Consider the following 13,845-nt stretch of genomic DNA (forward strand, 5'->3'; position numbering starts at 1 on the left):
TCTTCGGCTACCTCACCCCGGCTGAGACCAGGCAGCGGCATCAACACACCCTCGCGGCATAGCCATTACGTGTCCGAGATCACGGGGAAGCTTCAGTTTCAGCAATGTCAGTGGGGCAAGGCATGATCCGGTGGATGCGCTACACGACGTGGACTTCAGATCGCATGTTCGTCTCCTATGGGCAGTACTACCTGCAGGGTGACGACTTCCTCAGCGAGTACGACGACACCGACACGGTCGGGCGGATCTTCGCGGGAAACAGCCTGGCAGCCGGGGGCCCAGAACACCTCACGGTGCTCGGGGGCACGCACACCGGCTGGATACGCCTGACCACCCAGCACTGCGCGGATGAACCACTTCTGCCGGGGCAGGAGTGGGAGACCGTAGTGGACGTGAGTATCTGCAGCACGAGTGGCATCCTGCGGCTGTTCCGGTGGGGCGGGGATGTCGAGGAGGATGCCGGGAACTTCGCCACGGCCGGGGCGGGCTGGTACCGCGTCCGCGTACAGGCACGCGGACGCGACGAAGGCGCTGCACACGAAGGCGACAACCCTGTGGAAGAGCACTTTCTGAGCATCTGGCCGGCACCGCCGCGACCCGACACTGTCCACCGGGCAAACGACACCTTCGCCCGCACGCACTACGACCCCACCCGGCCTACAGGCCAGCCCATTCAGCCCTGAGCACGTTCACCTGTACTCCGTGGAGGCAACTAAGGCCGCGCGGAGCCTGGTGTCGGCGTACACCTCACCCGGTGTCCTACCTGTCCGAACCCACGCCGATACGGGCCAACACCTGGGCGGCCAACTCCGGCGGAGTCAGCTCTCCGTCGAGGAACACGGTGTCGCCGGGCAGGGTGTCGACCGCGGCCATGCACGGTTCGATCCTGTCCTTGGCCCAGCGTCGGACCCGCTCCTCCCGCTCGGGATCATCAGGGAAGAAGGTTCGTCCGTCGATCCGCTTCTCCAAGACCTCTCGAGAGACCTGAAGGAAGAAGTGGTGAAGGTCGATGCCCGCGTTCTTCAACACGCCGAAAATCTCATCGACGTAGACGGAGTTGACCACGGTCATGGGGACCAGGACCGGGCGGTGGTACTCCTCGATCAGCCCGACCGCCAGGTCGGCAACCTGCCGCCGCCACAACCGAAGATCCTGGAAGTCGCCAGTCGGCACCTCCACGATCTCCCGCAGCACAAAGCCGACCATCTCCGGGTCATAGACCAGCGCCTCGGGCCAACGAGGACGCAACTCGTCCACCAGCGTGGTCTTCCCGCTGCCGAACGCACCGTTCACCCAGATGATCAACGCGATCCTCCCCACCCCGTTGCCCGGCCCGCGCGTCGAACCCGGCGTGTCGGATCAGCATGCCGCGCGACCTGGGCGGGGCCAAATTCCATTGTCAGATCAGGGCCGGAAGATCGCTGAGTGGGGCCGAATCCCGCTGTCGAGCGGAGCTGGTTCACGTTGCCGAAGTCAATGGGCCACTACGGCAGGCTCTGGCCCGTCCCTGGCCGACAACTCGCCCCCGGACACCGCCGAAGCCCAGGCGGCCGAGTCACCGCCGAGCATCTGACCGCGGGAAACGAAGGGAAGAGCACACCGTGTCTGACAACGGCAGGCACCGTGAGCCGAGTTGTAGGTGGATGATGAGGCAGCAGGAGCAATGCTCATGACTTGTCGATCGGCCTCGGGTTGGACGCGAAGGGCGTACCTTCCCGAGTGATCGACTTCTGGTCATCGAGCAGGCCCGCGCAGCCGCGCGGGTCGGGAAGGCGCGCCTGTGCTCAGCGTAGTGACTGCCGACGGCTCCACCGAGGCCGGCGCCCTGATCGACGGCATCGTCCGCGAGGGCGCGAGGGCGCGAGGCGGATGCCCGCCGCCGCCCTGGGGGTCGAAGCCAACGCCTACGTAGCCGAGTTGGGCGATCAGCGTGACGAGGGGCCGGCGGCTGGTGGTCCGCAACGGCTACCGTCGCGAACGTGCGGTGACCACGGCCGTCGGACCGGTCGAGGCCAGGGCGCCGCGGGACAACGACCGACGGGTCGACGAGGCGACCGGCGAGCGCGAGCGATTCTCGTCGAAGATCCTGCCTCCCTGGTACCGCAAGTCGTCGATGGTCTCCGAGGTGCTGCCGCTGCGCTACCTCTCTGCCTCCAAGGCCTCTCCTCGGGGGATTTCGTGCCCGCGCTGGAGCGCCGGCGTGCGGTCACCGCACCCCACCTCGTCGCCCTCGTCCGGGCCGGGCCCGCTTCGAGATCGACCACCTCGTCGAACACCCCATGGAGCCCGCCGCAGCGTGACACATCTCAACCGACGTACAGCTCCTGACAGCTCATGGAACCAGTACCGGTGGCGCTACGCTCTGTGTCGTGCAGGAGACGCGTCTCGACACTGCTCGGATCCGAGCGGCTCGCCGGGTGATCGACCCGGTCTTTCTCGACACTCCGCTGTACCGCTGCGAGGCGCTGGAGCCCGGCCTCGGGTGCACGGTGAGCATCAAGCTCGAAACGGCGAATCCGGTCCGCAGCTTCAAGGCGCGCGGCACCGAGGTCGTCGCGAGCCTGCTGGCCGAGAATGCCTCGCGAGCCGCCGTGTGCGCGAGCGCGGGCAACCTTGGCCAAGCCCTCGCGTGGTCCGGTCGCGGCCGGGGGCTCGACGTCACAGTCGTGGCATCCCGCTTTGCGACTCGGGCCAAGCTTGATCGCATCCGCGCATTGGACGCCGGGTTGGAGCTGGTGGACGGCGACCACGAGATGGCTCGCGAGCGGGCGGCGGCCATCGCACGGTACGACGGCATCCGACTGGTCGAAGACAGCCTGGACATCGAGACCTGCGAGGGCGCGGCGACCATCGGCCTGGAACTGGTGGACACCGCGCCGCCGTTCGACACCGTCCTGATTGCTCTCGGAGGTGGGGCGCTGGCCACCGGCGTGGGTCATGTGGTGAAGGCATTGGCACCCGAAGTCGAGGTGATCTGCGTCCAGCCGCTGGGCGCACCGGCGCTGACACACTCGTGGCGTAGCCGGCGTGTCGTCACCACCGACTCGACCGACACCATCGCTGACGGCGTCGCCGGCCGGCGTCCCATCCCGGCCGTCCTGGACGATCTCCTCCTGGTCGCTGACGACGCCGTCCTGGTCCAGGAGGCGTCGATCATCGCCGGTATGCGGATGCTCCTCGACCACGCCGGCCTCGTCGTCGAACCTTCGGCCGCGCTCGGCATCGCGGCGATCCTCGAAGACCGTGACCGCTTCGCTGGCCGACACGTCGTCACCATCGTGTGCGGCAGCAACGTCGACGTTGACGCCTACCACCGCTGGGTCGGCGCGGCTCCCATCCACAGGTCTTGACAATTGCTCAGGCAGCAGACGAGTAGGGAGTAGCTCGATCTGAGTGAGCGGACTGGTCAAGCACTGTGGCACGGGGATACCGACTTGCATGACGGACTGGCTCATACTCGCGGGCTATCTGGTGATCGCGTTGATGGCCATGTCGCTTGACGGCATTGCGCGCCAATGCCGAAGACGCCCGGCCGGAGGCGTTCGTGGCAGAGGATCGGCACAGCGCGTTCGTCGAACCGGCTGCCGTGGAACGACTCGGTCCACTGGTGCTGGGCTCGCTGAACTTGGGGGGTGCCACGTGGGCGAAGAGGGGGCAGTGGCCAGGCTCGTGGCCGATGGGATGCTGCACCGGACGTCGCCCGATGGACCCAGCCCACAGCGTTGGGTCGCTCGCGGCCCGTTGCCCGAAGGTGCCAACGAGTTCGAGCGCGAACTGTGGGCCGCGGCTGCACCGCAACCTGTGTCCAGCTCGACCCTCCGCCCGGCCGACTGGGAGGGCCACCACTTGTGGGCCCTGCCGGACGCCTACCGCCTTATGGACGAGGTAGAGGCGCGGCTGATCAGTGAAGGGTATGGGCGGCATCGGGGAGAGCTCGTTCCCGGCGGCGGGCAGCGGCACCGGGGCTGGTGGTCGACGGCGGCCACGGCGGTGGTGGTGACGGTGGTGACCGTACTGGTACTCGACCAAGCCTGGATCCGAGCCGTACTGGCGTTTCTCTCGGCGCGTCGACGCTGGCGGCGGCGTCGGCTGCGGGCGACCGGATCCTTCCGCGAAGGTTGCCCGCCAGAACCGCCAAAGGGAGCTGGCGCTCCACATGGCGCGTGAACGGTACGCGGATCTCAATCCGGCGACGCGGCCGGCGTCGGAGGCGTACGACCCGCGCACGGTGCCCATGGCGGTCGCGCTCTTCGGCTCCGCGGTGCGCGAACGCATCGACGACAGGGTCCACGACGACTGGGACAAGCCGACGGTCGGTCTCGACGGCTCCGGAGGAGACTGACCGGGTCTTTGCGGCTAGGTGACGCGGTGCTCTTCGCCGTCATCTGAAAGGGCTGCTGAGGGTTCCTGGCCGGTACCGCCTTCAATTCCAGCTCCCTTTCGACACCCGGTCTCGAAGACTCCGCATCCGCACCGGCCTCGCCGAGGATCTCGGTCACCGTCTCCCGGGTGATCTCCAGCCGGGACAGCCGGTCCTCCGCCCGCGCCACCGCCCGGTCAACCACGCGATCTCACCGCGGAGTTCCCCCGTCACGGCCCGGGCTGCCGCCTCGCGTCCGTGCACCTCGCTCCCAGGTGTCGTACCGCGGCGTGCGGTCCCGGGCACGATGCCGCGGGTGCGGACCTGGTCGCCGTGGCCGCCGGCGACCAGGTGAGGTATCGAGCCGGTCCGCCCGGCCCCGGTCCGCCGGCGACGGGCATGTCTGGTGCCCGCCTTTTCAGGGCTCTGACGTGAGAGGGATGCTCGGCGAGCGGCTGCCGTCGATGAGCCGGGGCCGCCCGCTCGTTCAGTGTCCGGACCACGCCGACCCGTCCGAACCCATCTGGGGTTCCTGAGCTGAATCGGCAGTTCACAGCCTTGATCATCGTCAAGGCACATGAGGATACGGAGGGAGAGAGCAGAAGTGTGTCGATGGCCACGCCCGCCCCCGAGTCACCGTCCGTCGATCCGGCCACGATGGTCGAAGGCGTGGCGGCGTTCAGCGCGGAATCACCCAGCCCGGCGTCCAGGTCCCGGCGGCGTCGTGGCCGGCCGCTGTGGCGGCGAGGTGGGCGCGGAGGGTGGGCAGCGCTGGGTGGGGGTTGTCGCGGTGCCAGAGGAGCGAGTGCGGGTAGACGGGCGTCGGGTCGGTCACCGGGATGCGGCGCAGGCCGTGGTCGGCGGGCCAGATGAGGCGGGTGGGCTCGCCCATGAAGGTGGCCAGGGCGGGGGTGTCGGCGATGGTGTCGAGGAGCGCGTCGGTGCCGAAGTTGGGGCCGGTGGCCTCGATGGTGAGGCCGAACTCGGCGACGAGGTCGTCGTAGTAGGCGGCCCACTCGGTGCCGGGGGCGATGCCGGGCATCCAGATCCGGTGCCCGGTGAGTTGGGCGAGGGTCACCGACCGGGCGCCCGTGAGTGCGTGGCCGGGGCCGGTGAGGAGTTGGAGCGGCTCGTCGAGCACCCGGACGGAGGCGATGTCCTCGGGAAGGGGTCGGCCGGGCGCGGCGACGGCGCGGAAGGACGCGTCGATCGCACCGGAGCGAATGGCAGTGACGGCCGTCTCGATGTCGAACAGCATCATCACGTCTAGGTCGATCTCGGGGTGTGCCCGGTGGAAGCCGCGCATCAGGCCCGACTGCGCGCTGCGCGAGGCGATCACGTCGACGCGCAGCGGACGGCGGCCGGGGCGCACGGACGCGCCCGCGCGCTCGGCGACGCGCAGCAACTCGCGCGCGTGGGGCAGGAACGCCTGCCCGTCGATGGTGAGCTCGGCGCCGCGCGCGGTGCGGGTGAAAAGCCGCACGCCGAGGCTGCGCTCCAGCGCGGCGATGCGCTTGGAGACAGCCTGCTGGGTGACCGCCAGCTCGGCGGCGGCCTCCTGGAACTGCCCCGCGTCGGCGGCGGCGACGAAGGTCCGGACGGTGTCGAGATCCATGCCGACAGCCTATGGGTACAACCATTGGTTGTGGCTGGAGGTGCCGCGGTTGTTTGATCCCCGGGTGCGGTGCTCGCTTTGATGCTTCCGATCGCGGATCGGTTGTGCGGGTGAGTGGCGAGGGGCGGCGGGAATGAAGAGCGGGCACCGGCTGGGACATCTGCCCGGACCACGGCTGGGGCGGCGGTTCGGGTGGCTGTGGGGAGCGTACGGGACCAGCGCGCTCGGCACGTGGCTCGCCTTCGGCGCTTTCCCGCTGATCGCCATCCGGGTGCTGCACGCCGGACCGGCCGAGGTCGCCGCGCTCTCCTCCGTGGGGGCTGCGGTGGGCGCGGCCGTGGCCGTGCCGCTCGGCCCGTGGGTGGAGTTCCGCCGCAAGCGGCCGGTGCTGATCGCGATGGACCTGGTGCGGTTCGCGGCACTGCTGACGATCCCCGCCGCGTTCGCTCTCGGCGTGCTCACCTTCCTTCAGCTCCTGCTGGTCTCGGTCGTCGTCGCGGCGGCCGACATCACCTTCCGGGCCGCCTCCGGCGCGTACCTCAAAACGCTGCTGCCGGCCGAGGACCTGCTCGTCGCCAACGCCCGGTTCGAGTCCACGGCCTGGACGACCACGATCATCGGACCGCCGCTGGGCGGCGCCGCGATCGGGCTCCTCGGTCCGGTGGCGACGGTGGCCGCCGACGCGGTCAGCTACTTGCTCTCGGCCCTGGGCATCCGCGCGACAGGCGGGCACGAGCCGCTGCCCGAACGTCGGGAGGTCGCGCGCATGCGGGCCGGGGACCTGCTCGACGGGTGGCGGTACATCCTCGCCGATGCGACGCTGCGTCCGCTGTTGTTCAACACCGCGTTGTTCAACGGCCTGGTGATGGCCTCCCAGCCGCTGCTGGCCGTCCTGATGCTCGGCCAACTCGGGTTCGCACCGTGGCAGTACGGCCTCGCCTTCGCCGCGCCCTCAATCGGCGGACTGTTCGGTTCACGGCTGGCCCGACCGCTCGTCACCCGGTTCGGGCAACACCAGGTCCTGGTCATGGTCGGGGCGCTGCGCGCGATCTGGCCCGTCGGCCTGGCGTTCCTGGGGCCGGGCACCGGAGGGCTGCTGCTGGTGATGGGCGTCGAGCTCGGGCTCATCTTCTGCTGCGGGATCTTCAACCCCGTCTACGCCACCCACCGCCTCGAGCGCACCCCGACCGACCGGGTCGCCCGCACGCTGTCCGCCTGGGCGGTGACGACCAAGGCCTCGACCGCTCTCCTGACGGCCGCCTGGGGCGTGCTGGGCGGCCTGCTCGGACCGCGTACGGCCATCGGCCTGGCCGGCGTGCTCCTGCTGGCGACCCCGCTGCTGCTTCCCCGTCGCGCGGCAGCGCCCCTCGCCGAGCCGGAGCCGCAGTCGGCATCGAACCACGCCTGACGGACCGCCACCGCCGTCACCGCGATCGAGCCACGCCACCCTTCCTCGCGGCGGTCCACCCCTCCGCGTACAGCTCGGAGATGAGCGCGACGGCCTCCGCCGCCATCGCTCATCGCGTCCGTCACCGGCGCGGACACCTGCTGCTGGAGTGGATCCGCCAGGCCCAGCAGGTCGCTCCGAAGCCGATGCAGGGCTTCGCCGGTTTCCTCCGCCAGGACCTCGACGCCGTCACCGTCGGCCTTACCCGCCCGTGGAGTTCCGGCGTCGGCGAAGGTCACGTGAACCGGGTGAAAACCCTCAAGGGAGCCGTGTATGGCCGAGCCGCGTTCGAACTCCTCCGCACTCGCATTCTCACTCAGCCGTCGGTGCCCCTTCAGCGGGCCTCTGGTAGTGAGGAAGGTGGAGTTGCTCATGCAGGAGAGCCGCCGCCTGGAGGTCATTGGTGACCATGACCTGAGCCGACCTGCCCGCGACTGCGATCACGTTGCTCCACGCTGGAGCACCTGGATAGACCTCGTCCGGGGCACCGCGACCTATCTCTTCCTGCACAGTAGAGTAGACCTCGCCCAGCTTTTTCATGAGCTCGACTTCCTCCTCGGCCCGCAGGCTCTTGCCCAGCCACGGCGCGGGATCGTCTGCGTTGCTCGTCGAACAGCACGTCGACCACGTAGTCCAGGTCCTCGAACTCCTCCGGCCGCAGGGGCAGCGCCCACGTCGCCGACGGCGAGCGCGGCCTCTTCGCGCAGCGCAACAGCGGCAGCCACATGCGCGTCTACATCATGCAGCGCGTCCTTGTGGACTGGATCGCGGCGAACGGGCTTCGCCCCGAGGACACCGAGGGCATCCGCACGCATCTGCTGAGCGAGTACGCGGCCTGGCCGCCGCAGACACTCCGGATGATCACCGACAACGACGGCCCCTACGTCGATCGTCCGCTCTTCGCCCTGCCGGTGCCGCACACATGGGAGCACTCGCCCAGCGTGACACTCCTGGGAGACGCCGCACACCTCATGCCACCGCTCGGAGTCGGCGTCAACCTCGCCATGCTCGACGCCAGCGAACTCGCGCTCGCGCTCGTTCAGTCCTCCACCATCGACGAAGCTGTGCGCAGCTACGAGAAGTCGATGCTCCCGCGCTCGGCCGACATAGCCCAGATGCTCGAAGGCTGTGCTGAGCATCTTCTGTCCGTGCCCGACCCCGCCGAGACCGCGCGGTTCGGTCAGGCCCAGCCCTGACATCACGTGCGGCGACCGAGACCGCGCGACGGGTCGCGCAGACGCAGACGCAGACGCAGACGCGGACGTAGACGCAGAGGCACTGCACGAGCGGCTCTCCCGCGCCCGCAGCGAGTCGACACCGATGACCGTCTCCGGACCAGGCGACGACGATCCCCGATGCGACAACTCGGTCATGCGAGTTGCGACGGATGCGTTCCTGATTCTCCGGCTGTAGATCGTGATCTTGCTGGCCACAGCATAGATCCCGCGCGTTGGCGGGAGGCGTTCGAAGTGGCCATGGGCCGGATTGCGGGCCGGTTCTACGCCGGCGCCGGGGACATGCCGCCATGGACCGGGAGCTGTACCTCCCGCGCTCTTGGAGGTGCGGCCCGTAACGCTGCCGGGCCGCGGGACTCGGCGAGGACACCGCCTTCGTGACCGAGCCGGAACTGGCCGGGATGGTGATCGAACAGTTCCAGGACGCGGACACCGAGTGGGCTGGGTCACCGGTGACGAGGTCTACGGCGGCAACCCGAAGCTGCGGGCCGCCATCGAGGAACGTGGCCTGGGCTATGCGCTTGCGGTGGCCCGCTCGGCCGAAGTGCGCACCGGTGCAGGCACGTTCCGCGCCGATGCCTTGGTGAAGAAGGTGTCCAAGCGGGCCTGGCAGAAGCTCTCGGCCGGACGCGGCGCGAAGGCGCAGCGGTTCTACGACTGCGGTGTCATCGATCCTGCCTACTCGGCGCCGGGCCTCCGCCAGGTGCTGATTCGCCGCAATCGCGTCACCGGTGGACTCGCCTGCCTTCGCTGCTACTCAACCGATCCGGTGCCGCTGACCGCCTTGGTGAAGGTCGCCGGATCAAGATGGCGTGCGGAGGAGACCTTGCAGAGTGAGAAAGGGCTGGCCGGCCTTGATGAGCACCAGGTCCGTCGCCACCCCTCGTGGATCCGCTGGGTCACCCTCGTGCTGTTTGCCCACGCCTTCCTGGCAGCGGTCAGCGCCGAGGAACACGCCCGCAGGCCCATCCTCAGACGGACTGGTCCCGCTGTCCTGCAAGGAGATGCAGCGCCTGTCCAACACCCTCGTAGTCCAGCTTCTCCACCACGCGGCTCACCGGTTCGGCCGGTGCGACTGGCGCCGCCGTCATCAGGAGCGATATCGCACCAGCCATTGCCGGCGACAAGCCGGGGCCCGCACGTGAAGACCACGATGTGCCGGCACAGTGCTAACCGCCCCAGCCGGTAGCGGCCACCACCTCACGGGCGATGTCCGCGACGGGCCGCCCATCCGTCACCACCCGCACACTGCCGGCGGCTGCCCGCTCGTCCAAGAGCCGTGCCTTGTGGGCGCTCGAAGTCACCCTCGATGACTGCGTGAGAGACCGCCATGGCTCGCAGCCGTGCCGAAACCTCCCAGGCCACCGTCGTCTTGCCGACACCAGCGCGCCCTCCGATGAGCAGTACCTCCGCGTGATCCATGAAGGCAGCCTGCCAGCTCGCGCCACCTCAAGACCGTCGGTGATTCGGTGATTCGGTGATTCGGTGTTTCCGGAGCTGCCGACGGCCGCCGGACTGCTCAGCCCCGGGCTCGCGGAACGAGCCGCCGACCTGCTCGGCGCACCCGTACCGCGGGAGAGCATCACAGAACACGTCGCGGCGACGAGCCGAGAGAGACAGCCGTCCAACTCCGCGCGGGCACCCCGTACGCCATCACGAACTCTCTCTGGCCGGGACCATGCTCATGGCACGGCTGACCGAGGCGATGGCCGTCATCGAGTCCGGCACGCAGCCGTTCCTCCTGGCCGTGCCGAATCTCACCACCGGCAGACTGGACGCCGCCGCGCTGGTGGAGAGGATCGCGGAGCCGGAGGAACTCGGCCTCCTCCCCGCCCCGGTGGACCTGGCCCAGGCCCTGCTGCGCGTCACCCCCGTACCGGACGAGCAGATGGTGCGCGCGGCCGAGAAGCTGCGCTCGGACGCCGGACGGCGACTGGCGCGGTTGCTACGTAAGGGCCATCTGCCGTGCCAGGACTTGGAGCGGAAGGGGTGGCGGGAGAGGGAAGCGGGCGGTGCGCAGGGCGGGCACCGCCGCGGCGGGCCTGTTCGGGCCGTACCAGAAGAGGAAGACCTTCTTCGGGGAGCCGGCCGCGCCGTTCTGGGTGGCGCAATTGCCGCACCATCGCGAGGAAGTGACGGCACGCGACTACTTGGAGTCCTCGGCGTCCGGCCGGGAGGCGGACCCGGGTCCTGCCGCTCTGCGCGGAGTCCAGGGCTCGCGCAATAGGCGGTCCAGCTCGCGCTGGCGAACGACATGAGGATCGATCCCGACGCGAAGGTGGTCGCCCTGTACGGCGCAGACGGATGCGCGCGATGGGCGGTGGGACGCGCCCGGCAGCGCGCTTCTCCACCCTGGACACCACCAATGCTTGCGGGCCGGAACCCCGATCGCCGGGCCATGCGTGGTAGCGGGCAGGCCGTGCTCGTGGCGTCAGGCCGGGGACGGGTGGCAGGTGGGGGGATCAGGTGGAGCACGTGGACAGCAGCGGGGCGCGGGGGTCCAAGACCGCGGCACCCCGGTGGTGGCCGCGTCGCGTAGGCCAGTGGCGGCGAGGGCGAGGGCGGGGGTGGGGGTGGGGGTGGGGATGCCAGCGTCCGGTCGTGCTGGGCGCGTGGACGTGTTCTTGCAGCGCTTGCCGTGCTGACTTCGGGCCTGATGGTCTTCCACTCCGCCGTGCCCATCACCTTCGGTCACCTGGGCAGTCTGCTGGAGGCATTCCTGCCCTGGCTCGGCCTCGCCGTCGTGATGCTGCTCGTTCTGGCCCTGCTGCGCCGCTCGGCCACCGCGCTGGTGGCCCTGCTGCTCCCCGTGGCTGTCTGGGCTGACCTCTTCGGCGGGCCGCTGCTTTCCGGGGATCGCGGCGCACACGACATCACGGCGATCCAGCACAACGTCAGTGACGAGAACACCGCTCCCGCCCGTACCGCGCAAGCTCTGGTCAACGCCGGGCCGGAACTCATCGCCCTGGAAGAGCTGACGCCCTCCGCGCTGCCGCTCTACGAGAGGGCCCTGGCACCCGCCTACCCCCACCACGCAGTCGAAGGCAGCGTCGGTCTCTGGTCGGTATACCCGCTGGCAGACGTGCGGCTGTTGGACATCAGGCCCAGGGCGATCGACGAGGGCTGGCGCCGTGGGCTGCGCGTCGGCGCGCGTACGCCGTGGGGCGAGGTCGCCGTCTATGTCGTCCACTTGCCGTCGGTCCGCGTCCGGCTGAGCGGCTTCGACTGCGGCTATCGGGACGAAAGCGCCGGACTACTGGGCGATGCCATCGCCGCCGAGGAACTGGAAAGGGTGGTCCTGCTGGGTGACTTCAACGGCACCGTGGACGATCGGGGGTTGGCCCCGGTCATGTCGCACATGAATCCGCCGACGCGGGACTTCGCCTTCAGCTGGCCCGAGGTCTTCCCCATGTCCCGGATCGACCACATCATGGCCCGCTCGGCGACCGTGACCCACGTCCGGACCCTGCCCGCCACCGGCAGCGACCACCTCCCGATCGCCGCGGACATCAGACTCGCTTCCTGACCGCCGGGCACGCCTGTGGGGCCGACCCCGCCACGTACGGAAATCTGGCCACTCGGCCGTGACGGACCCGCCGATAGGTCGGCCGGGATACGACGGTTGGGGGGAGGCGTCATGTGTCAATCCCCTCGAACTGTGGAGATTTTCTAAGCGGCCAGCTCCAAGGCGGAGTTGGTCCGGTGGTCGTGCTCGTAGTCGATCGGACTCTGATATCCACACACGCTGTGTAGTCGGTGCGTGTTGTAGAAGCCGGTGATCCAGGTCGCGATCCGTAGTCGAGCCTCGGTGCGGGTGGCGAACGTGTGCCGGTAGACGTACTCGACCTTGAGCACGCTGTTGAACGCCTCGCTGACGGCGTTGATGCCCCTATGGATGTCAAGCGGCGTCTCGGGCTGGTTCCGTGGGCTGTGCCGCGGTGTTTGCGGAGACGATGTGCCGGTAGATCTTTCGTGCGACGTACCGTTTCAGGCAGCGGATGATCTCGCGTTTGGTCTTGTCCTCCGCGAGACGTCGCCGCAGGTAGTCCTGGGAAGGGCCCGCCCAGCGCAGGCGGCTGAGGACGATCCGGTAGAGAGCGGCGTTGGCCTGGCGGTCGCCGCCGCGGTTGAGTCTGCGGCGCTGAGTCTTGCCGGAGGATGCCTCGACCGGGCTGGTGCCACACAGGGCGGCGAAGGATGCCTCGCTGTCGAGGCGTTCGGGGTTGTCACCGGCCGAGATGAGCAAAGCTGCCGCGGTGTCCGGGCCGACGCCGTGGACGTCGAGCAGACCCGGAGTTCTCGCTTGGATCGCTTCTGTATCCGCTTGTTGAGGTCGTTGATCTCCTCGGTCAGGTGCTGGATGCGGCGGGCCAGCAGTCTCAAAGTGTGCCGCGCGGCCCCTGCCGGCCCGGAGACTTCCGACTCCGCGAGTAGAGCGCACCGTTGGAATAGTTTCGGGTTGCTCAGCCCTGCCAGAGACTCGCGAAGTTCGGCATCGGCGCAGACCAGAACGCTCTTGAGCTGGTTGATGGCCTGGGTCCTGGACTTGATCGCGGACCCCTTCGCCAACTTGAACAGCCGCAGCGTCTCCACCGGGCCGTCGCTCGTCTTCGCTGCGGCGGTGGCGCGACCGGACAACACGGCGCGGGCGGCGGCTTCGGCATCGATGGCGTCGGTCTTGCCGTGGCGCCGTTGGGCGGCCTTGTCGGGCTGGTTGACCTCGGTCACCTCGATGCCCTCGGCCTGCAGGTGCCGTGTCAGAGCTGCGCCGTAGGATCCGGTGCACTCGACCCCGGCCCGCCGCAGCATCCCGAACGAGCGTGCCCAGGACAGAAGTTGACGGTATCCCTCGGCGGTCGCCGGGAAGCTGCGGCCGTCCAGAGCGGCGCCGAGCGTGGTAATGACGGCCGCAGCGTGGACGTCTTTGTGGGTGTCAACACCGAGCAGGATGTCCTCCTCGGCCTCGGCTGGGACGTGACATGGGGTCGTGGGCTGCGTGATGCTGGGCAAGGTCGCTGGTCTCCTGATCGCCTCGGGTGCCGGTGGCCGTCGCCGGGCCGGGGCGGTCAAGACTGTGACGGTGCCTGTCGCGAAGGCCCCTGACTTGTTGAATCGGGCCCAGACGCGCGGTCTGCAGCCGTAGCGTCCAGGGTGTCGGTCGGCACGGGCCCGCAGTGCCCCTTGCCGC

General features: G+C 69.1%; 10 protein-coding genes and 6 pseudogenes. 10 read left to right on the forward strand and 6 right to left on the reverse strand.

What is annotated here, in order from left to right:
• The first annotated feature begins 134 nt into the window (after window positions 1–134).
• On the forward strand, window positions 135–683 hold the full coding sequence (locus ABZ656_RS50965; protein ID WP_129592360.1) for a hypothetical protein: 549 nt from the start codon (window positions 135–137) through the stop codon (window positions 681–683).
• Window positions 684–759: 76 nt separating this feature from the next.
• On the opposite strand, the gene ABZ656_RS50970 is transcribed toward ABZ656_RS50965, so the two are convergent.
• Entirely contained in the window at window positions 760–1,305 is a 546-nt protein-coding gene (locus ABZ656_RS50970; RefSeq protein WP_101406627.1) for an AAA family ATPase, read from the reverse strand.
• Window positions 1,306–1,780: 475 nt separating this feature from the next.
• On the opposite strand from ABZ656_RS50970, the pseudogene ABZ656_RS50975 reads away from it, so the two are divergent.
• The 3 genes and pseudogenes from ABZ656_RS50975 to ABZ656_RS50985 form a co-directional block, all read left to right on the forward strand.
• Window positions 1,781–2,196, forward strand: a pseudogene (locus tag ABZ656_RS50975) (IS256 family transposase); the annotation flags it as partial.
• 173 nt (window positions 2,197–2,369) lie between these two features.
• Entirely contained in the window at window positions 2,370–3,350 is a 981-nt protein-coding gene (locus tag ABZ656_RS50980) for a pyridoxal-phosphate dependent enzyme (RefSeq protein WP_101406626.1), read from the forward strand.
• A gap of 806 nt (window positions 3,351–4,156) precedes the next feature.
• Window positions 4,157–4,342: a hypothetical protein gene (locus ABZ656_RS50985; RefSeq protein ID WP_101406625.1), complete on the forward strand. Its 186-nt coding sequence runs from the start codon at window positions 4,157–4,159 to the stop codon at window positions 4,340–4,342.
• A 697-nt stretch (window positions 4,343–5,039) separates the two neighbouring features.
• Here the strand turns inward: ABZ656_RS50985 and ABZ656_RS50990 are convergent.
• A complete protein-coding gene (locus ABZ656_RS50990; protein WP_360278581.1) occupies window positions 5,040–5,975 on the reverse strand; it encodes a LysR family transcriptional regulator in 936 nt (311 codons plus the stop codon).
• Between the two features lie 133 nt (window positions 5,976–6,108).
• On the opposite strand from ABZ656_RS50990, the gene ABZ656_RS50995 reads away from it, so the two are divergent.
• The 4 genes and pseudogenes from ABZ656_RS50995 to ABZ656_RS51010 form a co-directional block, all read left to right on the forward strand.
• Entirely contained in the window at window positions 6,109–7,383 is a 1,275-nt protein-coding gene (locus ABZ656_RS50995; RefSeq protein WP_101406623.1) for an MFS transporter, read from the forward strand.
• A gap of 80 nt (window positions 7,384–7,463) precedes the next feature.
• Window positions 7,464–7,736: pseudogene (locus tag ABZ656_RS51000) on the forward strand (transposase); the annotation flags it as partial.
• Window positions 7,737–8,081: 345 nt separating this feature from the next.
• Window positions 8,082–8,618, forward strand: a pseudogene (locus ABZ656_RS51005) (FAD-dependent monooxygenase); the annotation flags it as partial.
• A 311-nt stretch (window positions 8,619–8,929) separates the two neighbouring features.
• Window positions 8,930–9,802, forward strand: a pseudogene (locus tag ABZ656_RS51010) (transposase); the annotation flags it as partial.
• Window positions 9,803–9,826: 24 nt separating this feature from the next.
• On the opposite strand, the pseudogene ABZ656_RS51015 reads toward ABZ656_RS51010, so the two are convergent.
• Window positions 9,827–10,079, reverse strand: a pseudogene (locus tag ABZ656_RS51015) (hypothetical protein).
• A gap of 262 nt (window positions 10,080–10,341) precedes the next feature.
• Here ABZ656_RS51015 and ABZ656_RS51020 point away from each other — a divergent pair.
• Together ABZ656_RS51020 and ABZ656_RS51025 are read left to right on the forward strand one after the other, a co-directional pair.
• Window positions 10,342–10,884 (forward strand): hypothetical protein, encoded by a 543-nt coding sequence (locus ABZ656_RS51020; RefSeq protein ID WP_129592358.1) that lies wholly within the window; start codon window positions 10,342–10,344, stop codon window positions 10,882–10,884.
• A gap of 429 nt (window positions 10,885–11,313) precedes the next feature.
• The gene (locus ABZ656_RS51025; RefSeq protein WP_360278588.1) at window positions 11,314–12,183 is read left to right on the forward strand and encodes an endonuclease/exonuclease/phosphatase family protein; all 870 of its coding nucleotides are present in this window, start codon (window positions 11,314–11,316) and stop codon (window positions 12,181–12,183) included.
• A gap of 143 nt (window positions 12,184–12,326) precedes the next feature.
• Here the strand turns inward: ABZ656_RS51025 and ABZ656_RS51030 are convergent, their stop codons facing one another.
• The 3 genes and pseudogenes from ABZ656_RS51030 to ABZ656_RS51040 form a co-directional block, all read right to left on the reverse strand.
• Complete coding sequence (locus ABZ656_RS51030; protein WP_360278591.1) at window positions 12,327–12,554, reverse strand: integrase core domain-containing protein; 228 nt, start codon at window positions 12,552–12,554, stop codon at window positions 12,327–12,329.
• Window position 12,555: 1 nt separating this feature from the next.
• Entirely contained in the window at window positions 12,556–12,903 is a 348-nt protein-coding gene (locus ABZ656_RS51035; protein WP_360278585.1) for a transposase, read from the reverse strand.
• Between the two features lie 320 nt (window positions 12,904–13,223).
• Window positions 13,224–13,727, reverse strand: a pseudogene (locus ABZ656_RS51040) (transposase); the annotation flags it as partial.
• Window positions 13,728–13,845: the final 118 nt, after the last annotated feature.

Source organism: Streptomyces sp. NPDC007095 (assembly GCF_040634475.1).
Taxonomy (GTDB): domain Bacteria; phylum Actinomycetota; class Actinomycetes; order Streptomycetales; family Streptomycetaceae; genus Streptomyces.